This window comes from Paraburkholderia sp. MM5496-R1 (assembly GCF_050436205.1).
Classification (GTDB): Bacteria; Pseudomonadota; Gammaproteobacteria; order Burkholderiales; family Burkholderiaceae; genus Paraburkholderia; species Paraburkholderia tuberum.
On record NZ_JBNDLT010000002.1, the window covers coordinates 1479052 to 1505415 of the forward strand.

At 58.5% G+C, this 26364-nt stretch carries 25 protein-coding genes and 2 pseudogenes; 9 read left to right on the forward strand and 18 right to left on the reverse strand.

Annotated elements, in window-relative coordinates:
• Positions 1 to 332 precede the first annotated feature (332 nt).
• Positions 333 to 707, reverse strand: a complete 375-nt coding sequence (locus OKW38_RS13725) for a cupin domain-containing protein (RefSeq protein ID WP_429361881.1) — start codon at positions 705 to 707, stop codon at positions 333 to 335.
• A gap of 432 nt (positions 708 to 1139) precedes the next feature.
• On the opposite strand from OKW38_RS13725, the gene OKW38_RS13730 reads away from it, so the two are divergent.
• Complete coding sequence (locus OKW38_RS13730) at positions 1140 to 1403, forward strand: hypothetical protein (protein WP_429361882.1); 264 nt, start codon at positions 1140 to 1142, stop codon at positions 1401 to 1403.
• A 337-nt stretch (positions 1404 to 1740) separates the two neighbouring features.
• Here the strand turns inward: OKW38_RS13730 and OKW38_RS13735 are convergent, their stop codons facing one another.
• The 4 genes from OKW38_RS13735 to OKW38_RS13750 all read right to left on the reverse strand — a co-directional run bounded on the left by OKW38_RS13735 (position 1741) and on the right by OKW38_RS13750 (position 5158).
• Positions 1741 to 2088, reverse strand: a complete 348-nt coding sequence (locus tag OKW38_RS13735) for a response regulator (RefSeq protein WP_429361884.1) — start codon at positions 2086 to 2088, stop codon at positions 1741 to 1743.
• A gap of 380 nt (positions 2089 to 2468) precedes the next feature.
• A complete protein-coding gene (locus OKW38_RS13740) occupies positions 2469 to 3527 on the reverse strand; it encodes a hypothetical protein (protein WP_429361885.1) in 1059 nt (352 codons plus the stop codon).
• Positions 3528 to 3531: 4 nt separating this feature from the next.
• The gene (locus OKW38_RS13745) at positions 3532 to 4236 is read right to left on the reverse strand and encodes an SWIM zinc finger family protein (protein WP_429361887.1); all 705 of its coding nucleotides are present in this window, start codon (positions 4234 to 4236) and stop codon (positions 3532 to 3534) included.
• A gap of 370 nt (positions 4237 to 4606) precedes the next feature.
• Complete coding sequence (locus OKW38_RS13750; RefSeq protein WP_429361888.1) at positions 4607 to 5158, reverse strand: hypothetical protein; 552 nt, start codon at positions 5156 to 5158, stop codon at positions 4607 to 4609.
• Positions 5159 to 5578: 420 nt separating this feature from the next.
• Between OKW38_RS13750 and OKW38_RS13755 the strand changes: the two genes are divergently transcribed.
• The gene (locus OKW38_RS13755; protein WP_429361889.1) at positions 5579 to 5851 is read left to right on the forward strand and encodes a hypothetical protein; all 273 of its coding nucleotides are present in this window, start codon (positions 5579 to 5581) and stop codon (positions 5849 to 5851) included.
• Positions 5852 to 6453: 602 nt separating this feature from the next.
• Here the strand turns inward: OKW38_RS13755 and phaP are convergent.
• Positions 6454 to 7026: a TIGR01841 family phasin gene (gene phaP, locus OKW38_RS13760; RefSeq protein WP_429361890.1), complete on the reverse strand. Its 573-nt coding sequence runs from the start codon at positions 7024 to 7026 to the stop codon at positions 6454 to 6456.
• A gap of 821 nt (positions 7027 to 7847) precedes the next feature.
• On the opposite strand from phaP, the gene OKW38_RS13765 reads away from it, so the two are divergent.
• Positions 7848 to 8111, forward strand: a complete 264-nt coding sequence (locus tag OKW38_RS13765) for an XRE family transcriptional regulator (RefSeq protein WP_429361891.1) — start codon at positions 7848 to 7850, stop codon at positions 8109 to 8111.
• Positions 8112 to 8134: 23 nt separating this feature from the next.
• Here the strand turns inward: OKW38_RS13765 and hfq are convergent, their stop codons facing one another.
• On the reverse strand, positions 8135 to 8377 hold the full coding sequence (gene hfq, locus OKW38_RS13770) for an RNA chaperone Hfq (protein WP_429363747.1): 243 nt from the start codon (positions 8375 to 8377) through the stop codon (positions 8135 to 8137).
• Between the two features lie 161 nt (positions 8378 to 8538).
• On the opposite strand from hfq, the gene OKW38_RS13775 reads away from it, so the two are divergent.
• Entirely contained in the window at positions 8539 to 9765 is a 1227-nt protein-coding gene (locus OKW38_RS13775) for an ISL3 family transposase (RefSeq protein ID WP_429361893.1), read from the forward strand.
• Positions 9766 to 9911: 146 nt separating this feature from the next.
• Here OKW38_RS13775 and OKW38_RS13780 read toward each other — a convergent pair whose 3' ends face one another.
• From OKW38_RS13780 to OKW38_RS13790, 3 genes are all read right to left on the reverse strand, one after another.
• Positions 9912 to 10211: a hypothetical protein gene (locus tag OKW38_RS13780; RefSeq protein ID WP_429361895.1), complete on the reverse strand. Its 300-nt coding sequence runs from the start codon at positions 10209 to 10211 to the stop codon at positions 9912 to 9914.
• 1389 nt (positions 10212 to 11600) lie between these two features.
• Entirely contained in the window at positions 11601 to 11948 is a 348-nt protein-coding gene (locus OKW38_RS13785) for a type II toxin-antitoxin system Phd/YefM family antitoxin (protein ID WP_429361896.1), read from the reverse strand.
• A gap of 535 nt (positions 11949 to 12483) precedes the next feature.
• Positions 12484 to 14049 carry a hypothetical protein gene (locus tag OKW38_RS13790; RefSeq protein WP_429361897.1) on the reverse strand — a complete coding sequence of 522 codons (1566 nt, stop codon included), beginning with the start codon at positions 14047 to 14049 and terminating at the stop codon, positions 12484 to 12486.
• 907 nt (positions 14050 to 14956) lie between these two features.
• Here OKW38_RS13790 and OKW38_RS13795 point away from each other — a divergent pair.
• Both OKW38_RS13795 and OKW38_RS13800 read left to right on the forward strand, forming a co-directional pair.
• Complete coding sequence (locus tag OKW38_RS13795; protein WP_429361898.1) at positions 14957 to 15286, forward strand: H-NS family nucleoid-associated regulatory protein; 330 nt, start codon at positions 14957 to 14959, stop codon at positions 15284 to 15286.
• A gap of 537 nt (positions 15287 to 15823) precedes the next feature.
• The gene (locus OKW38_RS13800) at positions 15824 to 16462 is read left to right on the forward strand and encodes a sel1 repeat family protein (protein ID WP_429361899.1); all 639 of its coding nucleotides are present in this window, start codon (positions 15824 to 15826) and stop codon (positions 16460 to 16462) included.
• A gap of 64 nt (positions 16463 to 16526) precedes the next feature.
• On the opposite strand, the gene OKW38_RS13805 is transcribed toward OKW38_RS13800, so the two are convergent.
• Entirely contained in the window at positions 16527 to 17246 is a 720-nt protein-coding gene (locus OKW38_RS13805; RefSeq protein ID WP_429361901.1) for an H-NS family nucleoid-associated regulatory protein, read from the reverse strand.
• Between the two features lie 488 nt (positions 17247 to 17734).
• On the opposite strand from OKW38_RS13805, the gene OKW38_RS13810 reads away from it, so the two are divergent.
• The gene (locus OKW38_RS13810) at positions 17735 to 17938 is read left to right on the forward strand and encodes a hypothetical protein (RefSeq protein WP_429361902.1); all 204 of its coding nucleotides are present in this window, start codon (positions 17735 to 17737) and stop codon (positions 17936 to 17938) included.
• 190 nt (positions 17939 to 18128) lie between these two features.
• Here the strand turns inward: OKW38_RS13810 and OKW38_RS13815 are convergent, their stop codons facing one another.
• Together OKW38_RS13815 and OKW38_RS13820 are read right to left on the reverse strand one after the other, a co-directional pair.
• Entirely contained in the window at positions 18129 to 18476 is a 348-nt protein-coding gene (locus OKW38_RS13815; RefSeq protein WP_429361904.1) for a DUF429 domain-containing protein, read from the reverse strand.
• 203 nt (positions 18477 to 18679) lie between these two features.
• Positions 18680 to 19111 (reverse strand): hypothetical protein, encoded by a 432-nt coding sequence (locus OKW38_RS13820; protein ID WP_090804785.1) that lies wholly within the window; start codon positions 19109 to 19111, stop codon positions 18680 to 18682.
• Here OKW38_RS13820 and OKW38_RS13825 point away from each other — a divergent pair.
• Positions 19110 to 20357, forward strand: a complete 1248-nt coding sequence (locus OKW38_RS13825; protein WP_429361906.1) for an ISL3 family transposase — start codon at positions 19110 to 19112, stop codon at positions 20355 to 20357. The genes OKW38_RS13820 and OKW38_RS13825 overlap by 2 nt on opposite strands.
• Before the next feature lie 546 nt (positions 20358 to 20903).
• Here the strand turns inward: OKW38_RS13825 and OKW38_RS13830 are convergent.
• From OKW38_RS13830 to lhpI, 3 genes and pseudogenes are all read right to left on the reverse strand, one after another.
• A pseudogene (locus OKW38_RS13830) lies at positions 20904 to 21131 on the reverse strand (SOS response-associated peptidase family protein); the annotation flags it as partial.
• A 1-nt stretch (position 21132) separates the two neighbouring features.
• Positions 21133 to 22140, reverse strand: a complete 1008-nt coding sequence (lhpH, locus tag OKW38_RS13835; RefSeq protein ID WP_429361907.1) for a trans-3-hydroxy-L-proline dehydratase — start codon at positions 22138 to 22140, stop codon at positions 21133 to 21135.
• Positions 22141 to 22218: 78 nt separating this feature from the next.
• A complete protein-coding gene (gene lhpI / locus OKW38_RS13840; protein ID WP_429361909.1) occupies positions 22219 to 23166 on the reverse strand; it encodes a bifunctional Delta(1)-pyrroline-2-carboxylate/Delta(1)-piperideine-2-carboxylate reductase in 948 nt (315 codons plus the stop codon).
• A 118-nt stretch (positions 23167 to 23284) separates the two neighbouring features.
• Between lhpI and OKW38_RS13845 the strand changes: the two are divergent.
• Positions 23285 to 23402: pseudogene (locus OKW38_RS13845) on the forward strand (GntR family transcriptional regulator); the annotation flags it as partial.
• A gap of 247 nt (positions 23403 to 23649) precedes the next feature.
• On the opposite strand, the gene OKW38_RS13850 reads toward OKW38_RS13845, so the two are convergent.
• Entirely contained in the window at positions 23650 to 24909 is a 1260-nt protein-coding gene (locus OKW38_RS13850; RefSeq protein ID WP_429361911.1) for an amidohydrolase family protein, read from the reverse strand.
• Between the two features lie 10 nt (positions 24910 to 24919).
• Positions 24920 to 26215 carry an MFS transporter gene (locus tag OKW38_RS13855; protein ID WP_429361913.1) on the reverse strand — a complete coding sequence of 432 codons (1296 nt, stop codon included), beginning with the start codon at positions 26213 to 26215 and terminating at the stop codon, positions 24920 to 24922.
• Positions 26216 to 26364: the final 149 nt, after the last annotated feature.

The following is a 26364-nucleotide window of genomic DNA, read 5'->3' on the forward strand; positions in this document are numbered from 1 at the left end:
GGATTGAATCCGTTGAAGCTCGACACGAGCTGGATAATTTCGGCGTTCGTATCGCCCCGCGAGACGAGGGTGTGCATTAGTAGTCGAATTCGCCGCAGCAGCGTCCCTGACTAACCTGGCCGTATCTATTCGCTATCCGCTCTGATGACAAGCAAACGGCGCTTCAGAGTCATGCGGGGCGTCGCGCACGTGTCCGAAGTGGCCCTCGCCGGGTTCAGGGCGGCTCGACCGTGAGATACAGCGCGCATCCACGGCTCGGACCCTACACCTTCTCGCGCACGACTTAACCGCGACGGCTTGGGCTCGCGCCGCTGCCAAAGGGAACCACGACGTCAAAGTTGAACCACGGCGAGAAGCGCTGGCCCGTCGCCGATGACACGACTCTGATGCCCCTTGCCGGTCGTGTCCTCAAGCAGTATCGCGCCTCCTGCGGCGACACGACGTCGCTCGCCGTCGCTGGCCTCGAACTCAATCTCCCCGTTGAGAAAAAACACCCACAGACACTTGGGCGAAGGATGAACGTCGCCGACCCATCCGCTCGGCAGGCGCACAAATCCGTAGTGGGTCGCTGCCGCGAAATCCGACACGTCAAAGGAATCTGCGGGCGGCGCGAAGTTGCGGCTGACCAGCTCGATGCTAAGCGACGCAAAATGACTTTCACCGACGGCGTCTGAATACAGTTGCGAAAATGACAGTGCATACGCCACAGAGCTTCTCCTTTTCGCAACCTATATTCCAGTCGGCGTTCGACGTAACCCGTCCGGTTGGAATATCGGAGGTTTGAGTTACCCAGCGCTTTGCAAGACGTCGGCCGCACAACGACTCCGGATGAGTGTCCCGCCCGCCGGCACAGGCGTCAAGGCAAGGTAACGTAGCAGCGAGGGCATCGTGCCAGCATGGCGAACAGGCTCGCAGAGGTGTGCGCTCAACCGATGAGGCGGTTCCGCGCCGGAAACTGTCCGAATAATCCTCGGACTTTGCACGCACTCAAATTCGCCACCGCGTACGCCAAGGCTTAAATTGACGGGGAGGCGGTCACGAAACCGCCGCTCACGCGGAATGAGTGACGCTGGAGACCGGCGAGCGGACCCATATTGCGTGACTGGCCATGAACGCACTAATCGTCACGAGAGGTTGCAATGCGGCGTGCATATGATTATCGGAGCTTCGAGGCAACCATTGAAGTCGAGTCGGTGCCGGCTGTTATTGTCGCGGGCTCGATAGTCGCGTCCGGAGGTCTTGTGGTGAAGGTTGCTGTGCGACACCGGCTGTCCGGGCGCGAGTTTCCCCCCGCGCAACTCTCGGACGAAGGTGAACCGACTTTCGCCACCGAAGCTGAAGCGCTGATGGCGGGGTTTAGTGCCGCCCAACGGCTTATTGATGACGCGCTTGCAGAACGATGATGCCCGTATGCTTCGTCGTGCGTCACAGCCACGTCCTAGCCCGCGCGCTCGGGCTGTTAGACGGGTAGAAGCGGCGTCGGATTTTCTAACCTCTCGTGTCATAAGCACACGCGTTCTCCGCAGTACCCGAGCGACGCTCTTTTAATTTCTGCGGCGCATCACTCAGGGGTATTCTCGCAAAGCCGTCGTACCCCCTGCTCGAAGCCGTTGGTCGACTCACGACGGCTGTCAGAACACGGCTAGCGTACCCTTACGACCGTTGTCTCTATCGAGACAACTGAAGCCGCAAAAGTGAACGTCGCCGCGCCGTCTACCAAGAGCACGGCTGTGGCCAGCTTCAACCTGAGAGCAGAGACTCGAATTGTTCCAGCGATAGCGGCTTCAAAAGCTGGCCATCAAAGCACGACATGTCGAAGCGCTCGCGGACGTCATCATACGCGGTCATTGAAAAGATGCGCCGGGACGCATATTTCTCGGACGCACGGAGCCGCAGGCACAACTCGTGGCCGTTAATGTCGGGCAGTCCAATGTCCACGAGAATGAAATCGAAAGCGCCGTCACCGCCGGCCGCAACCAATGCGTCAGCACCGGAATACGCCTTCGTCACAGCATGCCCCATCGAGCATGCGACGTCGGCCAGCAGGTCAGTTGTAGCGCTGTAGTCGTCTACCAGAAGAACTTTCATCGGAAAGTACTCCAACATGCAGAACACGCGAGGGCAGTCGCCTCACCTTGCGATGTCATGCAGTTTTGTGCCGCGATTAACACCTACGCGGAGTACCATCGCATCCGCGCTCGCGCCCAAGGTGCTTGCTCGTCCTGGAACTCGCTGCAACGTCGGACGTCTCCCTCGTCGCGCGAGAACTGGACTCGACGCGCTCGGAGCATTTTCCAGCAAAACCCTCGGCCACATAGCCAGTATTAACACTACGCTGGTGGAACACCAATCATGTCGACATGGCAGCTCAGCGTGGGACTTTGGCGTATGTTGATTGTTGCTGCGCTCAAGACCGCGCCGAAAGCGGTCACAGTCGCGCCGAAGGGGAAGGATTCGCCCTGGCGAACCTAACCGAGCACTGCCAGTAGCTTGATAAAATTGCGCTTGGCGCGATAGGTCTGTCGGATTGACTCGAGTTCATCGCCAAACTGCGCATGCTCGTTCAGTTGCGCTCGCAGTCCCCCAATAGTCCGCACGATGTCGAACGCCTCCTCATAACGGGCGTTACGCGTGCCACTTTCGGCGGCGATGGGCAGCAGGCGGTGATACAGGACAATGGCGTCGTGCGGATGGGTCTTTGAGCGAATGGATGCCATCGTTGCCCACATAGTTGTCGCCACTGGACCGCCGCAGAACGTCTTCCATGCCGTGTCGTGCTCGCGCCCGGTGAGAAAGATTTTGACCAGTTCGGTTCGCGTCGGCATCTGCCAGGAATTGCGCTTCGCTTTGGTCGGCGCCTCTTCAGCGCGAACAAGACTCCACAGATGATTGAGCGCACGCTCGCGTGTCATATCATGCTGGCCAGTCGCGCTGGCGACACCCATCAGGGCGGCGAATGCTTCTGCGCCCGGGTGCATCCCGAAACGCTGCCACGCGAGCACATCAGCCTTCTCGAATTCGCCGCGCCGCAGGTGCTCCTGGATGCAGAAGTCAAGCAGACGCTGGTCCACGTTCTTGCCAGACTCTGTGAGGCCGCGTTCGGCCCACGCGAGTCCTTCGTCGTAGCGCCCGTGCTTCGCGCAAAGCTCTGCGACCAGCAAAAAACGGTAGGGACTCGACAGGTCCTTTGACCGGATGCGAACCAGTGCGTCCACATCGCCGTCGAGGTCGGCCAGCGCCTCCATCGCGCGTTCCAGTCGCATGCGGAGCGGTTCGAACGACCGGCGAAATTCATTGCTCGGCGCCAGTGCCGGCAGGCCGTCCCACCCGTTTTCTACAAGCATGCGGTACCGATGAATCCCAAGGTCGCCGAGCGGTTCGGCGTAAGCCGGCAACACATCGTAGAAGGTATCCCACACGCCGTCGGTCTGAAACCGGAACAGTCGCTCCACGAGCTTCGTTGGGTCCGGTCGCGTCTGACGACATGCTTCGAGATGTACGGCGGCAAGCTCCATGATGGCCGGCATCACATCACCCCCGGGAGTCATCAATCTGCTCGAGACTTGCTTCGGCGCCGGCAATCGCAAGCTCGACCACCTGGGCGGCCTGAGGACTGGCAAGCCGCTGCCGCAGCATGTCCGCGAGCGACATCAGGCCGTCGCCGTACGCGCCGGCTTCGCGCCAGTCGAGCGGCCGCGAAATGCGCGTCGCCTGTCGTACCGCAGTCTTCATGCTCGGAAGGTCACTGGCGTTCGCCGCACGCGCCGCGAGCAACAGCCTGTCGCGCAGCGCCATGTCGCGTTCGACCGCTTCCAGCAACAGTTCGCGCACGGCTTCCGCATTCAGCGTCGCAACATATTCACGAATCTGCTCCTCGTATGTCTTGCGCTTTTTACGAGGCTTTGCCGGCTCTGACTCATCGGCATGAAACACTTCCGCGCCGGTATTCTCGAGCCACGACAGGGCGACCGCGACCACGTGCTTGCAGAAGATACCGTCCTCGCCGACCGGACAGTCGCATTCGTAGGTCAGCTCGCCGTCGCCGCCTACGCCAAGCTCGACGCTGTACCGGTGCGTGCCGCGTACGTTCGCGCGAAGGACACCATCGCGCTCTTCGAGGCGCGAGACGGCGCCCTCGTGAAAATACGCCTTGCCGCGCCCGAACGTTTTTGTGTCCGCGAGCGACTGGATTTCGGCGAGGCTAATGATGTCGTGAAGTGGTGACTGGCTGGACATGGCGTGCGTTTGAGATATGCGAGAAAGAAGGATGCACGAGCCAATCGGCTGTGGCACGAATCCGCAAAACCAACGGCCACCCAAAGGCGCCCGTCGCATGCGAAATTCCCTGACTCTGCAGGAGGAATTCCAATTTCGGGAGGGACCAGGCGCGTCCGTTGGTACTACGTCTTTCCGAGCGATACGACAGATATAAGCAGTCGAGGGGTACTACCAACACGGTTTGTCAGCGCCCCAAGCGTAACGCTCCCGTAGAGCATCGGCGCGCACAATCCGGACCCTGTGGACGTCGACGAACGCAGCGAAGTCACCGGCGACGTGGAGTCAGGTCAAGAGAACCGTTCATCTACTCTCACGCCGTCTCCACAACTTACGCGTCGGACTTCCACGGCCATGAGGGGTAGACTCGCCCGCTGCTTTCAACGCTCTCCCGGCGCTCCTCGGTTTGTCCGCCGTTGCGCTCGACATCGCCAGCGCTCGGAGCCTCGTCCGCCTGCGAGCTCTCGGAGTTGCCATCGGTCGAATCCGGGCGCACGCCCTCGCCAGCTTTCAACGACGGCAGGCCCACGCCGAACCACCGAACTTCACTGCGCAACGCAGCGACGTACGCACCCCATCCCGCTGCGTTGTCCGCGAACAAGGTCCGTCGAACAGTGGAAGCAAGACGCTTGCGATTCAGCTCAGGCTCAAGCAGTTCCCGTGGCCATGCGAGGAAGGCGTCTGACACTCGCTGAACAAACTGCTCTGCTGTCATCCGCGGCGATACCTGTTCCAGGAGCGGGAAGCCTCCAAGCGGGTCGTGCGCTGCGGCCAGTTCGCGTACGGTCTTGTGGCCGTCACCACATTTCAGGAGGAGGTGAACAACCTCCAGTACGTCCCCGAGGTGAAGCAACAAGGCACGGCGCTCGAATGCATCATTCATCTGCTCATTTCTCTCTACGTGAGTCGAAGCACAATTCTAGCTCGCCGGTCGCGCAGCGCTGTGAGAGGGACGGTCTTCGCCTTGCCTCGAGCTGCAAAAACTCGGACTTCTCCGCGGACCTGTCTGACAAAGCGTCCATTTTGTCAATTTATCAGCAACCCGGAACTGCCGATGCATGGCGAGGCGACAGGAGTCGCCCTCAGGCAACGCGGGCGCCGCGGATGTCGATGGTCAGGGTTCGAGCCGGACTGTGCCGTCGGCCGTCCAGCTCTTGGCAATTCTCTGAGGCCCACTCACCTCGAAATATCCGGTTTCAGAAATCACAAATCCCCGCCAACATTGCGGGCGTCTGCGGCGTTAAGGAGATGAACGGTGAAAAACCGTCCCGTTACCTGAACGGAAAACTTGCTGGAGGGGAACATGAAAAACACGAACGAGCAGTCCCTGCGTTGTCAGGTCGAAAAGTGGCCCGCACCGTCTCCCACGATGCACGTTCATGTAACCAGATTCAGTCGCACCGCAGGGAATGGGAGACGCTACGTGTGCGTCGAAACGTCGTCACCAGCCGGAGCGCGCGCGTTGTTTTTCTTCAGGCACGATGACGGCAGGTGGAGCGTGTTCCCGCCCACTGCCAACAGGCGGAAGTCAACTGCAGAGCACCCTCTGGTGCAGGTGGCCGCCCCCACCTTTTGATGACGGTCACGAGTTCGCCGCGCTCAATCGAGGCGCTCGGGATTCAATCTGGTTTCGGGCCGGTGCACGGCTATTGAGCCGCATTTTCGCAGGATGGGCGAAGTCCACGGACACGTAGGGCGCCACTGCACGGCGCGTCGGTCGTCTCGGCACAAATCGAGCAAGTGTGAGCTATGCAGGTGACGACCCCCCGAGCGACGGGAACTGGATGTCGAACAAATCTGACGCCGATTGTCGTCGTCGAGATGGGAGGGGGAACCGGTTGATGTGCATGATGCCGGTGCAATCCGGGCACACAAGATATTCATCGGAGCCGGGAAAGCAAGGCGACAGCTCACCCGCCGCCGCCGCCCCTTGAAGACACGGCTCCTTCATCAAAGTACATTGGTAACTGTGATTGGGCTAAGGCTTACAACACTCACGCTCACTGAAGTAAATGCGCTCTTCGAATTTTGTCGGGAACGGACGATGGCAACTGGAACAGTGAGTCTGTTCCTCTAACCAGCAGCTAGACCGGCGCGCACGGCTGCCAAGGCGCCACGCATTGCGTGTTCACCTTAGCTCGCCGCGCCGTGCGACCCCGGGTTCAACGTTCCTTGAAATTACTGCTTCGCCGCTTTTGCTGCTTTCTCGACTGCCTGGTCAGCCGCTTCGGTCACCTCTGATGCGGCTTTTGTTGCGGCGTCCAGGTTACTTTGCGCGACTTCGACTGCCTGCTTCGTGGCCTTTTGCACGCTTTCCTGAGTGGTGTTGGCCAGCGTGATAGCTTGTTTCAGAAATGCGATTGTGGCTTCGGAGCCGACCGGGGCGTTTTGCGCAAGATTCTCGACGAACGATTGAACCTGGCGGCTGACCTCCTGGTACCGCGCGTTGACGACCTCTGCTAGCTGCGTTTGCGTGGTCGACGCAATCTCCGCAACCTGACGTTCGTACGTCAGGACCTTCTCCGCCGAGTGCAGCGCCAGCGCGTCTTGCAGACCGGTAACTTCCTGTCGGTCCTTTTTCGCCAGCCCGTCCTGCTCGTGTTGGTGCCAATTGGCAAGCGTCATTTTCGCCGTATCCAGATTCAGTCTGACGAGCCTTTCCTCGCCCTCCAGCATTTTGCTGGCCAGGCCGAAAAAGAAGTCAAGATTGGCTTGCTGGGTTGTAGCAGCCTGTCTCTGAAAATCAGTCATGTTCGCCTCCGGAAGATGTATGCCCAACGCCAGCATGTTCCGCAACGGTGACCAACTGATGAAGCGCGTCGTCTGGAAGCTCCCGGGTCGGCTGCATTTTCGACACCGGCTCCGCAGGCGTATTGGTCTCGGCCGCGAGCCCGCACAACGTCCTCAGCGCTGGGCTGCGTAAGGGGTGCTCTGCGGACGTCAACAGATGCACGAGCTACAAACGACGAAAATTCAATTAGAGGACGGTAGCGGTCGGGGTGCCAATTGAATCTGCCTATCTGGGGCACCCTTGAAGAAGGATGTTTTTTCTCTCGCCGCCACCTGCTGGACGCGTCTGCACGCTCATTGCGATGGCGCCTTCGCCGAAGACCATCATCGCGATGTGTGACGAGGTCGTGGAACAGCGCGCCGCTCTTTTCCACGCAAGCAGATATTTCGCCAGTGGAACTTCCGGCACCCGCTGGTGACCAACGCCGGTGACGCACGAACAGGTGCCGACCTTCGGGTAAGTAAGTTTTCCGACACACCTACGTCTGCGAGCGCTCTCATTGAGCGGCTACTTCACTCGAAGAAAGCGGCGGAGTGACTTGCTGTGTACGGGATAGCGAAAACGGCATACGTATCGATTACACCGGGCATTTAAAGCGTTAACTCAGAGCGGGGAAGACGCGCCGCAACGGGCGTTCAGGTGCAGTGAAGTTCACACGAACGACATGCCAGCCCGAGTGATGGCGTTCGACCGCAAGCATCAACATCGAAGTCGTGTCACACCTTCGTAGCCTGAAGTACGTAGGTTTGGTCACGATGAGTTACACGGAGCATTGCAGGTCATGAATCGTCGTCTGAATCTTGATGTCCATCTGCAAGGCACTCTCAAACACAACGGCTCCAGGCGGGCCTTCGCTGCACGACTGGACATGACCATCAAGCGCGCCAAGGTGACCTCCGGTCGGGTGGCCAGGTCACTCGGCGTATCGGAACACGAGGTGACCCTTTGGCGCGCCGGAGTTACCGTTCCGAAGAGCACGGATTGTGCGCGCCTTTCTGAACTTCTCGACGTGGACGTCGTCTGGCTATGTGCAGGTCAAGCGTAAGCGACAGCATGTCATGGCAGTTCTCATCGGACACGGCCTCGCACGCGGTTCGGCTTGTCGCCATTCACCGGCACCTCGGTCGGGTCACGTGCCTGGCTCCTGCCATGGGCCGGCAGCACGGTCGAAATGGCATGTTTGAAAACAAGTTGCGCACCCGGACCAGACTCGAGCAGAACTGCAAACTGGTCAAAGGCGGCCAGTTGACCGCTCAGTCTGATACCGTTCACGAGGAATACGTTTACGGTGGTCTTGTCGTTCAAGAGCATCTGCAAAAAATGCCTCTTTTGAAACCCGAGTGGGTGATTTGGCGGGTCAAGGGCGGGCGTGAGCCCGGCGCAGCGAACCCTTGAGGCGCCCTGAACCGGCAAGCTGGTGCATGGCTGGTTGCGGCAGAATGCGGCAACCAGCCATGCGAGACGAAGCGAACATGACGAATCAACTCTTTGAAGCCGCCTTGGGAATCAAGGCCCCGTGGTACCTGCAAGGCGTCGACTTCGACACGGCCAAACGGCAGCTCACGATTGCCGTGGACTTTGTCGCTGGCAGCCGCTTCGCCTACCCCGGGGTCGCCGGTGAGCACCCAGTGCATGACACGCAAATCAAGCGACTGCGCCACCTGAATTTCTTCCAGCACGAGTGCTATCTGGAAGTGCGGGTACCGCGAGTGCGCTTGCCGGATGGCGCGGTACGGCTGGTGGAACCCGACTGGGTCGGCCAACTCGACGGCTTCACGTTGCTGTTCGAAGCGCTGGTGCTGATGCTGGCGCAGCAGATGCCGTTTGCCGCGGTGGCACGCATCGTCAATCTGTCGTGGCACCGAGTGCACGCCATCTGTTCGCGCTATGTGGAACTCGCGCTCACGTCGGCGAACCTGTCGGACGTGAGCACGGTAGCTATTGACGAAACCTCGTACCGGCGCGGCCACGAGTATCTGACGCTGGTCGCCGACATGCAGGCGCGACGGGTCGTGTTCGTCACGCCCGGGCGTGACGCGAAGACGATTGAAGGCTTCGCGGCATATCTGAGCCGACACCACGGCACGCCCGAGCAGGTCACCTCGGTGAGCATCGACATGTCGCCCGCCTTCATCAAAGGCGTGGGCGAACATCTGCCCAATGCGCGGCTGACGTTCGACAAGTTTCACGTCGTCGCCCACGCGTCCAAGGCGCTTGATACGGTGCGCCGCCAACAACAGAAAGCCGACCCAGAACTTAAAGGGATGCGCTGGACGCTGCTCAAGGACGCCAACAAACTGAATCTGGCGCAATTGACCGACCTCGAGGCGCTGGTCAGGCAGTACGCCACCAAGCGCACCGCCCGCGCATGGCTGTATCGCGAGCAACTGCGCGAGATTCTCGGGCGCAAGCAAATCCATGTCGTCTCCGAGATGTTGCGGCAGTGGTGCACCAACGTCATGCGTTCGAAAGTCGAGCCGATGAAGGACGTCGCGCGTCTGATTCGTCGGCACTTCGACGGCATCGTCGCCTGGACTCAGACGCGCCAGACCAACGGCTTCATCGAAGCAATCAACGGCTTGTTTCAAGCGGCCAAGCGAAAGGCTCGCGGCTACACGCGCTTCGCGACGATGCGCACGGTCCTCTTTCTCGTTGCTGGCAAGCTCGATTTCTCCGGCCTCAACCCGCATGCCTCGTGAGCCCCGTTACCCACTGCATTTTCAAAAGAGCCCAAAAAATCGTCTTGTACGCTTGGGCGTCCGGTCATGTTCGAGGTCAAGGCGATAGGTCCTTGGATTGTACCGGCGATACCTGAAGCCGCCAGCCTTTTGCAGCGACACCCTTCTCAGTAAATCTTCTTCATTCCGCCACTGTCGGAGGCTGGCGCAGCCATTTCCCCCTTTTTATGCATCTTCGGCTTCATCTGCTTTTGCGACATTTCACCTGACTTTCCCATAGTGTTTGCACCCGACGCGCCAGATGGTGACTCTGTCGTTCCGCTTGCATCCGGGGTTCCCATTCCAGTGCCACCCTGGCCTGCACCAGCGCCCCCGCCACCAGTTGTTCCCGCACCCTGCGCGTATGCGACACCAGATAAACTCAAAATGAACGCCGAAAACAAGACTCCTTTCATAGCAGCTCGCATGACGGTCTCCTTCGTATGCAGAGCGACTGGCTGCAACCTGGGTCGGTGCAACCCCGCCGTTCTGCTTACTGCAATTCCCGTGCCGCTTCTGGCCTTGGCATAAGGCCCTTGATTTCATCGTTGACGGAAACAACCAAGCTATCGTGCACACATCGACGGGCCGCGCGCCAGAACGCGAATGCCGCTGCGCTGGAGGGGTTTCCCAGCGCGCTCGCGTTTTAAAAGCGGTCAACACAGCGTCTGCAGAATCGGCGGACGCTGATGAAGAATTACGCCGTTACATGCCGGACGTCATCTCACGGACGGACATTGTTCACCACCGGTACCGCACACGGCGGCAAATCTACCGGCCAAGCTTGCCCTGTGACCCTGGACTCCGACCGCCTCGCACGAGCCGGCTGCACATCTTCGTCGGTGACTCATCGCGCCGAAGACGTAAGGTGCTTCCCGAACAGGCGTTGCGCTGATTCCGGCATTTCACCGAATTTCCACGTGTCGCGAAATATTTGTCGAGCGGAAATCTCGGTACATATCCCGGAGTTTTTGTGGACGTCGAGAAATCTCCCTGCATGCCAGCCAGTTTTTGAGAGCCTTCACGCCTGTTAAATTGGCTATATCTACTGCCGTCTGTTGCAGCGGATTCAAGTCTTCAAGGACTGAGGTTCGCGGTGGCGGACGTGCAGTAGGGGCACCTTGTTTGTGCTCGAATGAAACTCAAATATATTTGGCTGGGGATACTGATGGACGACACGAACATTTTTGACGGAGACGACGGGCTTTTTGAGTTTGGTACGTTGCTTCCGCTTTGGCTGTTCAATCCGAGACCGGAAAAGACGGTTGGATTGCCGGACAACACCCCGGTGTTGACGTGCCCGGTGTCAGACGAGGATGCTCACTGCCTTGCGACGGATTACCTCGAGTCATCCGTTAGTTTCGGGTATTACAAGGCGGACGACTTTTTCGTCATTGCAATCTGTCTGCGGTTTGGTTACACGCAGGTCTACTGGGTCGCGGAGATAAGTGACCCGGAAGTCTATGAGTCTATTGAGATGTGGATACGGGTGGGGCAAGTTCCTATTATGTTTTGTGTCCGTGAAGGTGAGCAAAGGCATCTGTTGTTTCACGTTGTAGATATATGCCCATGTTCACTCCGCACGTCGACGAATTCTGGTCTGGACCGGAGCACGCGCCGACCGCGCTCAAATGGCAAGCGATGGCCTCGCTAGTTGCAAGATGGCGCTTTCAGACGGATGCGGTGACCGAGATTGCGGGTTTCCAGATGTGGCACGTCTTTGGGAATGTGTTGCTCACAAAGCGGTGGGAACGGTTCATAAACGAAGGCGCGGTCGTCACGAACTCAAGGATTGCGAAAAGCGCTGAGGCACTGAATTAGCCTCGCTTGGCCTTTAGAGGCACCCAAGCCTTTCGAACTCCGCGAAATCTTCCCGCATCACTTGAAAAACGCCGCAGTGATTTCTGGAATTCTTCTTCGGACTGCACCTTGTCCGCAAGCCCGGACTTGAGACCCTCCTCGGCATCATGCAACAGGACGAGCCGACCGTGCTCGGCTTCGAGAGCGTGGTAGTAATTCAGCTTTCGGGCGTCGACAATCGCGACGTATGCCGAACCATCCTTTGTCAAAAATTTCTCGGCACCTGCGACGACGTCTTCCGCAAGTTCTGCTAGCCGCGAACAGGCCTCGCTTATGGGCACCATGTCTTGGACACGAATTGGCATAACTGGTCTCGTCCGTTTCAATCCGCCTTGGGGTGCACCGCGCGATACTGCCAACTTTCTACTGAGCGAATCTATTTTTTCTTGCATGCCAGCTGCTCGCCGAAGAAGTCGCCCGACTTCGTGCCAATAAGCATAGCCCAAATCACCGTCCGCCAAGGCTAGCTGGTGAATCGCGCGGAGGGCAACGCGGGCGCAACTGCGGGTGGGTGACGCGTACAGCCGTGCACCTCATTCAACCAAATCTACCGTCAGTGGGTGCCCTGAAATATTCCCTTACCGGCACCGCTTGCTTGATAGGCGGTCTTGTCGCCAATCCAATCGTTCGCAAGCTGTGGCCCGACATCTGACCAACTCGCGCCCCAGATTCCGGAGCACAGAGAAGAATGAGCAAGATGACCCGGTGACGACAGTTAGCGATTTCCAGTCGGCCGTAGCGCGCATGATGATTGATGCCAGAGAACCGTGAATGGCCGCATGCTTCGCCGGAATCACGTCATTGCCGCGGCCAATGCGCTGTTGCGATTCGCCGTACGACCTACCGAGGCACCCCGGAATGACGTGCGGTTGAGCGCGTAGCCCCTTCTCCGAGGTCACTACGGGATTCAGACCATTCCTCTTTGGTCGACGAGTCAGAGACAGCCGACCCGGCTCCTGCTAATGCTTTATCTTTTTCGTCGATGACTTTTATAAGAAAACGTGTGTATCCATCAGCGCTAATCTCGCTGAAGCGAAAGAGGGTCGCCTGAAGTGAAGAAGGAGATTCGGCAACAGTGTGACCTGTGAGTCGCTCCGCTACTTGCAGCATCACCTGCTCTGCATCGAAATGGACGGTCGCCCCGGGATGGTCAAAGAAATAAGGCTCCGTGTGTCGCGCATACGCGCTCGCCCCACCACAATCGAGACCGGCCGCACTGTTCGAAACGTGGTACTCAGCGGAGGCTTCACGTCGCTGTGCGCTCTGCGCTCTCGTCCATAATTCCCGGGACGTCGCGCTTTGCACGGCGTACAAGTCAAGCAGACTCGTGATGCTTTCAGCCCTTCCAAGCGCCATATCTGTCAATTTCGACGCCGCATCGCCCAAGTACCGCCATGCCACGGCCTGAGACCCTAGATGCAAGATGAATCTGAAAAGCAAACCCGTCCGAATGGCGAGCAACACCGGGTCCATCGTAGCAAGCTGGTCAGTTGAACCAACACCTTCGGCCTCTAGCAGAGTGGCTGTCATCGCGCTCACTCCCTCAAGCCTCATCAACTGGCGAGCGGCCTTATCTTCGCTCCGCTCCTTGACGAGCGTTAGGGATAGTCGCCTGAAAAACTTAAGGAATCGGTCGACTGGAAAAAGGCCGATGGCGAAGGCAAGTCCGACGCTCGCTTTATCGGTATCCGGAAATCCAGCAGCCGCAACGCCAATAGGGAGGGCGAGCGCGAGCCGCAACGCGTACCAGTACACGTCCGATACGTTCAGCTTGCGCTGTCGCATGCTCAGTACACTGTCGCCGACCGCAAAGATGTACGCGCCAGCCATCGCGCAAACACATACTTGCGCGCTTGCGCCGACAATCTTTGTGTCAGGGAAGTACTGTAAATACGTTGCCAGCGCTGTATCGAAAAAAATGGCGATTAACAACCAGCCGGCCGCGAGAGCAAGTGACTTAAGACCGTAATGGTCATGATAAAGGGAGTCATAGATGTCGCGGCGGACAGTTTGCCCGGCGTCGCTTTCAAGATTACGCACAACCTCGGACTCCAAGTGGTGCTTGGAGACATACAAGCGCACCCGGTCCTCCCAAAACTGCGCCAGATAAGTTCGCAACGCGCCTTCGCTCAGGCTGTTCCGAATTTCGTCGTACCGGGCGAACCACCCTTTGTTCAGTAGGCGGACGAAAGGTGAAGCAGCAAGGCCGCACATGAGCGACGTGACGACCGCCACCGGCGGAAAGACTACCGGGTCAAAACGGAAGCGGAAGAACGCCGCGTAGACAATCCCGAGGCATAAAGCGACGATGCCGACCACCACGACCCAAAGGGCCGCGGCCATTTCGCCCTCGCGACTCCGAACAGCTTCGTCGAAACCCAGCAGACTCAAAAGAGCTCTTTTCACGGCACTCCTTTCTTCAGACGAAACGCGCGAGGCCTGGAGGGCGCCACATCGACAAAAAGAGGACTACGCGAACTGACGTCAGGCAACACAGGCTATCCATTGGGCGCGATGCTGACTACTCGCGCAAGCTTGCAAGTAAATCTGTTGTGACACCACTACGTTGTCGCGCCGGGTGCTCCTTCGACGTCGATTGGCTTTCGACGGCGACGGCGATGGCGACGCGCTTCCTGCTGGTCTCGCGATATCGGTCGCGGCGATGGCGAATATTTGCCAGCGACTACGCTTCCCCGCATCAGGTTGGCGAAAGCACTATAGTGAAATACATTAAACGTTTGATTTGTCTCGCGGTTCGGTACAAAATATAAAAATATCGAGGAATACCGAAAAGAAACTATCGAGGAATACCGAAAAGAAACGGACGCCCTCGCAGACTGAGAGCACCGCGCAGGGACACAGACTCCATTACTCGTCTCAAAATTGGAGGCCGGGCGAGTCGTCAGCGTCTCCCAAGACTCTCGGTATAGCTCCCAATCATGTTGCAACGCCGTGCGGTCACCATCCGTTCAGCCATTTATCTCTGCCGCTGGTCGTCCTAGCAGTTCGGTGCTCGGCATGCGATGGAATGACCTACAAGCCAGCATATGCCTATGCCACGAGCGCACATAATATTGCTACGAGTTTACGACATGGCTGAAGCTAAGTTTCAATCCCAGGGCTGAACACAGTTTCGAATAATCCTCCGTCATTTTCCAGGGACCGAAATGGTCACCGCTCGCCGACGTAACAGCGTGTGGTGGACTGCATAGGTCGCTCGCAGCTGATTGCAGTGTCCAATCTACGGAAACTGCGCATCGCTGCAATCGGCGAACGGTTTCCACAAATGGATAGCTTAAAGAAGGAATAGTTCATGGACGAAAGAAAGCGAGACAGCATAGTTGCTTATCTCCGCCGCCGCATGCAGGAGTTTGGCATCAAGCCGGACGACCTGGCGTCAGCCCTGGCGGCTGAGCAATCAAAGCAAACAGAAGCGCGCTACCGCAGTGCGACCGGAGTCACGTGGAACGGGGAAGGTGAGATGCCGCAATGGCTACAGCAAGCGATTAGCGCCGGACAATCCGTCGAGCACTTCAAAGTATCCCCAAGCGGGGAGCCGCCGCGGAAGAATCGCGAAAAGGTCGACTGGCGCGACGACCCTTTTGCAGGCAGTCCGCTGGCACGGGTGCAGCGCCAACCGTGAACTGCGTCGCTACCTTCTGGCAACACGCGACGGCCTTCGGCATAAGTAACAGCCTGTCTGACTGGACGTACACCATACGTGACTGCGTTCTGGCTTGATAGCAACCACTACCGACGGAACGGAGCCGTAGTCCACGGTCATCCCGATTCAACCGTTCACGGTTCGATACGCACAACTGTTGACGTTGAGTTTGAGTCGATGTCAGGCTGCCACTCTTGTCGGGCGTCCCGGTGCGAATCATCATCTCCGCGATAACTGAAACGACGAGGCCTCGGCAAAGCAACTGTCTGCATATCATCCATTTTTTAGCATTCGGCAGGAATTCGTTGCTATCGCTCTCCAGTTTTGAGACGGTGGGCACTTACAATCACGAATGCACGTATCCACAAGCTTTTGAGCAACGAGATGTCGCACTTCGCCTTCGCATTGCCACAATCCAAGCACCCCGAGCAGTGATGCGCCGAGGACGCGGAGGTCAAGTCACAACTGCGGTGAGGTATCATTGTGCGCATCACTCACCACAGGACGCGAAATCTGATGTCTGTAGATTCCAGCTGGTTGGGCCAAATTGAACGTGAGTGGGCACAACTTCGCCAGAGCGACCCGACACTCGATGTAGAAAAGTTCTTGCGGCACGTTGTGTCAGCGAACAAGGTTGGATTTCTTTCACTTGAATCAATCGCGGCCATTGCGAATGGCCTGCTCACAAGCCCGTTGCCGGGCGCACCTTATCTCGGCCGGCGCCTTATTGAACGGGTTGGCCCTGACCGGCACCCGTCGCTCCGGGTCGCCCTTGCACTGTCTCTTGTCACGGAGACAGGTGGGCCTGCCGATTTCGAGGGCGGACACGTCATTCTGGGCGATGTCCTGAAGGACGATATGGCGAGCGACCCGCTTCGCGGCATGGCGGCAGCGGCTCTTGCGGACAGCGCGAGGCTTGGTCGTGGCATGGACGCCGACCTTGAGATGGCCAAGGACATGTATGCCACGGCCTTGGAGCTTGGACACCGGTCGGCCGCGTATAACTTGGGCTTGTATTGGGAGGGACGCTGGGGTACGAGTGCTCCCGGCGACGTCGTCCCCGACAGCACAAAGGCGGCACAGGCCTACAAGCGTGGTGGTTCGAACGCAAAATGCGCCGCCCGCCTGGACGCACTGCGGACCCGTTCGAGGTAAACCACGCCAATCGCGCGTGCCGACGCAAAAAAAGCGAGCTTTGTGTGCTCGCTTACACGGTCGATTAAGCAGCCGCAGCTTCCGAGGCAGCCGCGACATTCGTCGTCGTGCCCACCTTTTTGGCGCCAACCAGGTTCTTCGCCGGTGCCTTCTTCGCTACCGCCGCCTTTGTCGCGGGTTTCTTCGCGACGACTTTCGGCTTGCTCGGAGCGCCAGAATCTGCAACTCCGCTAACGCTAGCAATCAGAAACTTTGCCCCGTCTTTTGCACCGGCTAGCCACGCCGGAGCCCGACCGCGCCCGCTCCAAGTCGCACCAGACTTCGCGTCGCGATACTTAGCCGGCTGCGGACCTTTCGGCCGACCCGTGCCAGTAGCGGCGCTGACTGACGACGAGACCTTCTTGCCCGCAGTCTTGGCCTTCTTCGCACTTGCCACGCCTGCAGCGACGACTGCATCGGCACTACCCTCAATCAGGAATTTGCTGCGGTCTTTCGCGTTCGCAATCCAACCCGGAGCGCGTCCGTGTCCGGACCATATGGCCCCTGTCTTCGGGTCCTGATATTTCGCTGCGGACGGCTTGGAGATGACCGCAGATTTAGCTGCGGCTTTCGGTCCGCCTTTCTTGTCGCCAACATGCGCGTCAAGGTCAGCTGTCGTCAGGCCGTGCGTTGACATCAACTCGCGAATCTTTTCGATAACAGCGCTCGACTTCTTCGCGATGAGTGCGTCTGCTTGGTTCTGCAGTTTTTGGATTTTTGCTTGCAAGGATTCCAGGGGCGTCATTCGCACCTCCGTAGTTGAGATGCCGGCACTATGCCATGCGCAAGATGCAGTGCGCTACTTCTAGTTGGATGGCCGAATAGATAACCGAACATTCTTTAGTGGTTCCTCGGCGCGCCATCACTCTTTTTTCGGCGTCTGACGAGCGCGCCGCACCGCATCCAATGGCAACAAGCAAGACTGTCATCAGACCCGCGCTCATGCCGGTCGTGCTGCGGGAGTCGCTCGGACTGGAAGCAGCAGAAGCGACCGTAGGCGAAGAGGCCTGCGTCGCAACCGGCTGCGGAAGCGCTACGCCGGCGGCACTGCCTTGGCGAACGAGCGAGGCTTCCGACGTTGGGGAGGCCGGAGATGCGGTAGGGGGAACTGCGTCCGGGGCGGGTCCGACGGGAGCCATAGCAGTAGACGAGGTCATAGCCGGCGCCAGTGCAGCGCGAGAAGTGGTTTCGACAGACTCGGCCATCGCCTTCCACTGACCAAAGACGCCGTCGATGCAGTGGACGTCGGTGCAGGCGTTCCGATTGCCTCCACTGGGCGAGTTGTTCGGGAGAAAGTTTCCCAGTACTCAGCAGAGCCTGTTGCTGCGTGAAAATATCGTCATATTCATTGTTCAGGATGGCGTGGTCGCATATGACGCGCGCAGCTGGTTGCCGCGTGGTGGCACATTGAATATCGCTCGCTCATGCTTCGATTGAACCAAACGCTGCCATTGACAGCAGCAAGGTCAAATGTGGCGTTCGATGCACCGGTCCTCATAAAGTGTGATTGCCGTGATTAAGCTGCTGTCGCTCGTGGGCGAACTTCAAGGTGTGCCTGATGGACTCAGGGACACTTGACGCTTCGGCTACGTCAGCCGTGTCGGTTAGGCCGCGAAAGCGGTCTGCCCTAAGCCTCTCTACTGTGGCCAGTGGGAGCGGGCACGATAATGAATCCGCCTAGCTCGTCGCCGTACGCAACGACTCTCCCTTCAAGTAGGAAGCTTGCGGTCAAGGCGCAAAGCGCCGCATCCACTTCGTCGATAGACCTCAGCGACGTTGCATCAATTCCCGCATGGTCAAGAATTTCTCGGCGCTGAGTTCGCTTTCGCTTCGCAGATGCGACTGCATTCCTAATAAGGGCGCAGGTTATGGCATGGGGAAACGTCTCAAAGCCCACCTGGCGACCGATTTCCCCATCCTTGAAAAGAGGAAAGTGTGGCGCGAATGCATGATAGACACGCTCGCCATTGAACATCCACCCGTAGAATCCGCTTTTACTGGCTATGGCCAGCTCGCGACTCGGTGTCGCAATCGAAAAGATTCGTTACTGCGCAAGCGCCTTCTCAGCTCGCCTTCCGGCCTCGCCAATTCGCCACCGACAGGGTGCATCGATACCTACCCCTGCCACCTTAAATTTGGGATCGTCGGCGGAATCTGTGGGTGAATTAGTGTGCGCGGCTAGCCAAGTGAAGCTCGATTCAGATACTGATAGAGCTTGCGACACGTTGCATCAAAGGAATTTTGTGCGGGCTCGGAGATAGCTGGCCAGATGAGGGGGCCGCCGTCTTCCTCGATGAGTTTGTCCAGGAGGGTTGCCACGGGGAGAGTAAGGAGATCGGTATCTTCATGGCAGCGTCGGATTATTTCGCCGCCGAGCATCCAAATGTGATCGCGGTGCCGAAGCAATGTGCTGCGTGCGTATCCCAAGGTTAGGAGATGCTCAAGGAAAGGTGTGAGTATTGCCACGATTGCCTGTCCAGTCGGAATATCTTCGTCGTCGACTCGCCACGACGCAGGCCAGTTATGCAGATCAGGGACGTACTGCGCAAGCGCTTGCTGTTCGGGGACAATGGCGGCTTTGTCCTTGCCGGTTCTGGGCTTGCTAACCATGTTGCTGACCCGTCTGCTTAACGCCTGTCATCATTTTCCCGGCTTTGTATATGAAGGGGCGCGGCTGTGCGAGACAACTCAATCCATCGAGATCGACGTTCGGCCGCGCAAGGGTTCGAAGCCGATTTGCTCATGCTGTAACCGGCCTGCGCGGGGTTACGACTCGCTCACACAGCGCCGCTTCGAGTTTATCCCCGTCTGGGGCTTTGCCGTGTTTCTGCTCTATACCATGCGACGCGTCGATTGTCGTGCCTGTGGCGTGAAGGTCGAAGCGCTGCCGTGGGCCAACGGCAAGCACACGCTCACCCGCGCTTACATGATCTTCCTGGCGCAATGGGCGCGTAAGCTGTCCTGGAAAGAAACAGCACTGAGCTTCCGAACCAGTTGGGAGAAGGTCTTCAACGCAGTGGAATGGGTCGTCGACTGGGGGCTGAGCCATCGCGAGCTCGGCACGATCCGCGCTTTCGGCGTGGACGAGATCCAGTATGGCTGCGGACACCAATACCTCACGCTCGTCTACCAGATCGAGGCCGGCTATACGCGACTGCTGTGGGTCGGACAAGAGCGCACGAAAGAGAGTTTCGCGAAGTTCTTTGCCATGATCGGAAAGCCGCTATGTGAGAAGGTTGAATTCGTGTGCTCGGACATGTGGCAACCCTACCTGGAGATGATCGCGCGTCATTGCCCGAACGCCCTGAATATCCTCGACCGCTTTCATATCGTCGCCAAGATGAACAAGGCCATCGACGAAGTTCGTGCCGCCGAGGCCCGGCGCATGACTCGCGACGGCTATGAGCCGGTGCTCAAGAAATCCCGCTGGTGCCTGCTCAAGCGGCGCGAGAATCTCACCGGCAAGCAACGCGTTCGCCTGCGTGATTTGCTTCGGTACAACCTGCGCAGCGTGCGCGCCTATCTGCTCAAACAAGAGTTCCAGCAACTCTGGGATTACATCTCGCCCGTGTGGGCCGGCAAATTCCTCGACCAGTGGTGCACTCAGGTAATGCGCTCACGTATCGAGCCGATGAAGAAGTTCGCTCGGACGGTGCGTACACACCGAGAGCTGATCCTCAACTACTTCCGCGCACGAAAACAGTTCTCCAGCGGTGTCATCGAGGGGCTGAACAACAAAGCCAAAGTCACCATGAGAAAAGCGTACGGCTTCCGAACCTTCAGAGCCACGGAAATCGCGCTCTATCATGCACTTGGCAAGCTCCCCGAGCCTCCATCCACCCACACTTTTTACTGACCAACCTAAATTTGAGGCATTTTTCGAGCATATGCTCCGGCGTCTCCTCGCGGAGATTGCACACAATCTCAGTGCCACGCAGGATAACGAGATGATTTCCCTTCCGGTCTCCGCCGATGTCGATTCCAGCTGCAGCTCGTCCCGACTTCATCGTGAAATTTCCCCTCAAATGAATCCCAGCGTTCGCAGGAGGAAACGGAAAATAGTCCGGTGCGAGTTTGCCGTTGAACGGCAAGGGCGTTGGCAAACATTTTTTTCTCCACACTGCACTCTTGGCAGCGCGCTCCCGATTTGGAAAAACCAGGCGTGAGGCACCTCACGCCCTGACGTTGAGCAAACGTTGCGTCAGTGCTGGCCTGCGTTCAGCATCCAAACCTGCCGCGTCGGCGGTGCTACAAGAATGCGCGCAAACACCGCGCGGCATCGAACGCAGGTGTAGTGCTCTTCTGCTCGCACATTCCCAACTGCGCCAGAGCCGTTGAGCGTGAGGTCACGGTGCGGGGACTGAGTGGCCGGCTGCCCGTAGAGGTCCGCGCGCGATGCGCAGGGTTGAATCCAAAGGTCCATTCGTCGGTCATGGCCGGCGGCCGCAACTTCCGTCGGCGGCTCGTCGGTAATTGCGGCGAATGAAAGCAAATCGGGCTCTCCCGGCGCTGACCAGCGTGACCAAAGACAGGCTACCAACATATCGTGTGGCGGGTTGGGCTTGAACTCCAGTACAACATTCTCGTCCTTCTCACCCGGAGCAAGCTCGCGACGTTCCTTTTTGGCTCGGCTACCGTACGAGGAACCCGTAAGTCAGAGGGTCACGCTCGTCCACAATCCAATTCGCAAAGCCGCAAACGAAAGCGTTGCCATCGACCTCGGGGATGACGGCCCTGAAATTGCCCACAGTCGTCTCGCTCAGCACCCGTCCTTTGAATACAGTGCCGATGATGGACTCGTTCACGAGCGTGTCGCCCTTTCCCAGCTTTCCACGCAGATAAAGCTGCGCAACGCGGCCGCCCGTTCCAGAACCCGTCGGTGAACGGTCCACCTCACGGTCTGCGAAGATGCAGCAATTGGCTTGCGTCGAACCGGGGTGCCGGGGCGCGGCAGCGATGATTGTTCCGTAGATGTGGTTGATTTCAGGGATAAAGGGATGCTCAACCGGGAATGCCTTGTTCGCGGCCTCCTTTACCTCTGCTCCAAAACGAATGAGTTCTTCCACCGACGATTCACGGACTTCAAGTCCGTGTGGTTGACCATCGGTGTAAAAGTAAAATGCACCGCCGAACGCAATGTCGCCAGTCACCGAACCGAACGACGGCGTCTCGACCGTCACGTCCTGTTTCCAGATAAAGGACGGCACATTAACGAAGCGGACATTTCCGGCGTGCTCGCCGTCCCACTGCACGAACGCTTCGATGAAGCCGCACGGCGCGTCGATACCGATGCGTGTCTCCGGTATCTGACGTTGCACCCAGCCCAGCTCAACCGCTGCTGTGGACAGGGCAATGACGCCATGCCCGCAGTGGTCGCTGTAACCCTCGTTGTGAAGGAAGATGATGCCGAAATCAGCGTTCGGGCTAACCGGCTCCGTCAGGTAACCGCCATACATGTCCGCATGACCGCGAGGCTCGAACATGAGGGCTTTGCGAATTTCGTCGGCGTTCTCCTTCAGCCACGCGCGTCGCTTGACAATAGTATCGCCAGGAAGACGCGGCAGACCGCTGGTAACTATGCGGAATGCTTCACCGCCGGTGTGGACTTCAACAGTCGAGATGGTGCGGGTGATTTTCATGTTTGCTTTGGTGAACTCGGTGGGTATCCTGCTTTTACTCGCCGTACGGAACCGGCAAGCAATTTAAATCGGCGCTACTTACACGTCAGCGCCGACTTGACAGGCGTTTGCGTCGAGTGCTTTACGTGCGACGCGGCACGCGGCCAAGTCCCACGCAGCGCAGCCAACGCTCTTGAACAGAATCGGCGCACTCGGCTTCAACTCGCCAGCCAATGCCTTGGCAAGCGGAGAAACTGAGGTCCAGTCGACGTTGGCCTGGATAAGGTCGTCCGCTTCATGCTTTGCACCGACGGGGTCGTCTACGACCACGAAACTTCTGTCGACGGTCTCCTTGCCGATTTCCGCTGCGTCCGACGTGAAAGCGCCGACGCCGACGACGAGACGACCGGGTCGCGCCGACATCGTGTAGACCGGAGACCTGCTGGTTGTCAAAGTCATGACGACTTCAATGCTGTCGGGAATCACATCGCCATCAAGGACAGACAGGTTTGGTGCTACTGACCGGGTCCGGGCCACGAAGGCGTCTGTGCCTGCCGGTGACGTGCCCTTTGCAAACAGTTTGGCTTCCGGGAACGAGGCCGCGAGAGCTTCCGCGTGATTGGCCGCCTGTTTCCTGGTGCCAATGATGAGAATTTCGCGCGGAGCCATGCCATGCAGGGTCTGGATGCCCAGCACAGTGACAGCTGCCGTTCGGCGCCCGGTCACGGTCGGCCCATCGAGCACGAACAACATTTCCCCAGTGTGCGCGTCGCATGCGATGACCTGGCCTTGGATGGTCGGGAGCTGGCGCTTTCCATTCGAAGGACAGACGTTCACCAACTTATGAATGGCGATGTCTTCAGCACTGGCAGGCATCGACAGCATCAGGCCGCCTTCCTGCATCGGAATGGCCAGCCGCTCAGGACTCGCGATGTGTCCTGCGCCGTATTCGACGATGGTCTCCCGAAGAACGCGAACCAGCGAGGGATAGTCCAGCAGTGCAGCTGTTGCATGGGCGTCGAAATTTCGGGTTCTGAGAGAGGTCATGTTCGGGTTCGCCTTTGGAGAGGTGGGTACGACCATGCGCTGGAGGGATGCGCCAATTGAGTGCTAATCAGTCAAGTGTGCGGCGGCTTCCGCCTGGTCTGGATGACCGCCATCGACAGACCCGTGGCGCATTCGCCTGTACGTCGCTGAACATCGTCTGATTTACGAGGCTATCGTGACCGGCAATGCTGACGTAGCACCTTCTACTAGAGCAACATATTCATCGCGTCCAATGAGACATCGTTTCACAGTAGATGGAAAGTTGCCCCTTTAGCGCATGGGTCCGAGAAAATGACCGCTAAGCTAATAGGTGCGAACCCCGGCTTACAGTGCCAGAGCTGGCCGCGAGCGGCCTGGCTCAAGGTCAACGAAAAAGGCACCGGTTGCCATGGGGCGAATCCGGAAATCGCGGCGCGCCGCGAATGATGCCGGGAGGACCTTGAGTGCAAACGGTCGGCGCGACCGATGCGACGCACCAGCAATTCACTCTGCGATTGGTTCGAGCAGTCGGCCGGCTTCCTTCATACACACTCCAGCCTTGATGACCACGGGAATGTGTTCGCCTTGCCCCAGCAGAAGGGAAATGTCCTCAATGGGGTCACCGTCGACCACGATGAGGTCAGCCACGGCTCCGACAGCGACCGTTCCCCGCACGCCTGGTTCACCCGTGATTTCGGCGGCAACGCACGTTGCCGACCGGATGGCCTCAACATTGCCGACGATTTCTGCCCGAACCGCAAACTCGTCGGACTGGAAGGCGTGCAGCTCGCCCAGCATGTCCGAGCCGAACCCGACCTTCACGCCTTCGCGCGCCATCAGCGCAAGTGCCTGCCGGCCGACAGAGCGTGCTCCCTCAATCTTTGCGAGCGATTCAGCGGGGAAACCAAGCGCGGGACCTTGTTCAATGAGACGGTCGAGAGTAGCGATTGTGGGCACAACCGCTACGCCACGCTCCGCGAGCAGACGGGCAGTCTCCTCGTCGATGAGGTTTCCGTGCTCGATACATTTCACCCCGCACTCGACGGCGCGCCGGACGGCACGAGCGGTGTAGGCGTGCGCCATCACGTAAGTCCCGGCGGCCTCCGCTTCCTGAACCGCGGCACGGATTTCATCTTCCGAGTACTGGGTGTTGGTGATGGGGTCGTTGGGCGAAGCGACGCCGCCCGACGCCATTATTTTGATTTGGGAGGCCCCTTTGAGGAGTTCTTCGCGTACCGCCAGGCGCATCGCCTCGACACCATCGACCACCCGGGCAATCGCTCCCTGACGTCCCAGGCACCCGCAGGCATCGTCAAGCTTGTCATTGCGCTGACGGAAGTCGCCGTGCCCACCGGTCTGCGATAACGCCTTGCCCGAAGACAGGATGCGCGGGCCCCAAAGCACGCCGCTGTTGACAGCATCGCACATTGCAAAGTCAGCGCCGCCTGCATCACGAACGGTGGTGAACCCGCGATTCAGCATGCCGCGCAGGATGGGCAACGTTTTAAGCGCAGCCAGAAAGTTTGGCATCATCGCGTTAGCGCCCAGATTCGCATTCGACGCGACAACGTGGACATGCAGGTCGATGAAACCCGGCAAAACGGTGCGCCCGGGGAGGCTCATTCTGCGGGCACCGACAAACGACGGTGGTATCTGTCCTATTGCCGCAATCTTCCCGTCGGCGATGCAGACATTGACGTTTGTCTGGCGTTTCTTCGTTGCGGGGTCGAAAACATTCACCCCTTCGATTACCAACATGCTCATGTGAATTTTCTCAAGACTGGTATGGCTTTGTCAGCAAGATGCCGAGCAGGCTAACCACCGCGGCGAAGATGATGTAATAAGACGCAGACTCGGCGTCACCCGTGTGTTGGGTAAGCCAGGTGATGATGAAAGCGGCAAAGCCACCGAAGATGGTCACTGCGCCGTTGTAGGCCAAAGACAATCCGGTCGCACGGACGCGGCTCGGGAACATTTCCGTGAAGAGAGCCAGAATCGGGCCGGTGTATGCAGCAATCAGCACGCCGAAAATCGCCTGGAAGGTCAGCAGCGTGGCAAAGTCGGGCGATTTAATCAGATGAGAGAACAGTGGATAGCTGGCAACCAGAATAACGAGCGCAGCAACCGACAGGACCCGCCGCTTGCCGACCTTATCCGACAGTGCCCCGAACACGGGCGCCATGACCATCAGCACGACACCGCTGACGACGCCCGACGTGAAGCCCTCACGCTGGGTCATGTGCAGATACTTCACAACATAAGTCGGGATGTAGAACAGGATGACGTATGTGCAGACGGTCCACAGTACGACCATCAGCAGGCTGGAGAGCACCTGGCGAGGATACTCGCGAATGACGTCACGCAGCGGCGTGTTGGTGTGGCGCTTCTCGGATACGAACTCGGGCGTTTCCTCGATTTTCAGCCGAATGTAGTATCCAACCGGGGCCACCAGCATGCCGATGAAAAACGGAATACGCCATCCCCATGCGGTCAGCGAATCAGCCGACATGCTCGACGTGATGAGCGTACCGGTAAGGCTGCCGATGACCACGGCGAAACCGATACTCGTCTGAATCCAGCTCGAATAGAAAGCACGACGTTTAGCTGGAGCATGCTCGGTAAGGAACGCAGTAGCGCCGCCCATTTCACCGCCAGCGGACAGCCCCTGCAGCAATCGCGCGATTACGATAAGACACGGCGCGGCGATGCCGATAGATTGGTACGTAGGGGCGAAAGCAATGATGCCCGAGCCGAGCGCCATGATGAGCATGGCGAGCGACAGCGCTCGCTTGCGACCCACCTTGTCGCCGTAGATGCCGAACGCGATGCCACCGAGGGGTCGCATCACGAAGCCAACCCCAAAGGTTGCCAGTGATAGCAGCAGCGACGTTGTCTCGTTGCCTGCGGGGAAAAATAACTTACCAATGGTTGCTGCGAAGAATGCGTACCCGGAAAAATCGAACCACTCCAGACCGCTGCCAATGACAGTGGCGAAAATCGCCTTCCGGCGCGTCACCATCCTGATGGGCGGCTCGCCCACCAGTATGCCGTTTGATGCACTCGTTGCCATTTAGACCTCTCGGAATTGTCGTTTAGCGACGTGAGCGTTCGCGATTCGTCACGCATTCAATGTAATTTTTGGCGTGACGACCTCATAACGCTAAATTCGCAAACGCGCTTGCAAAAAACGCAACCGCATCGAGAGGCTTGCAACGGAGA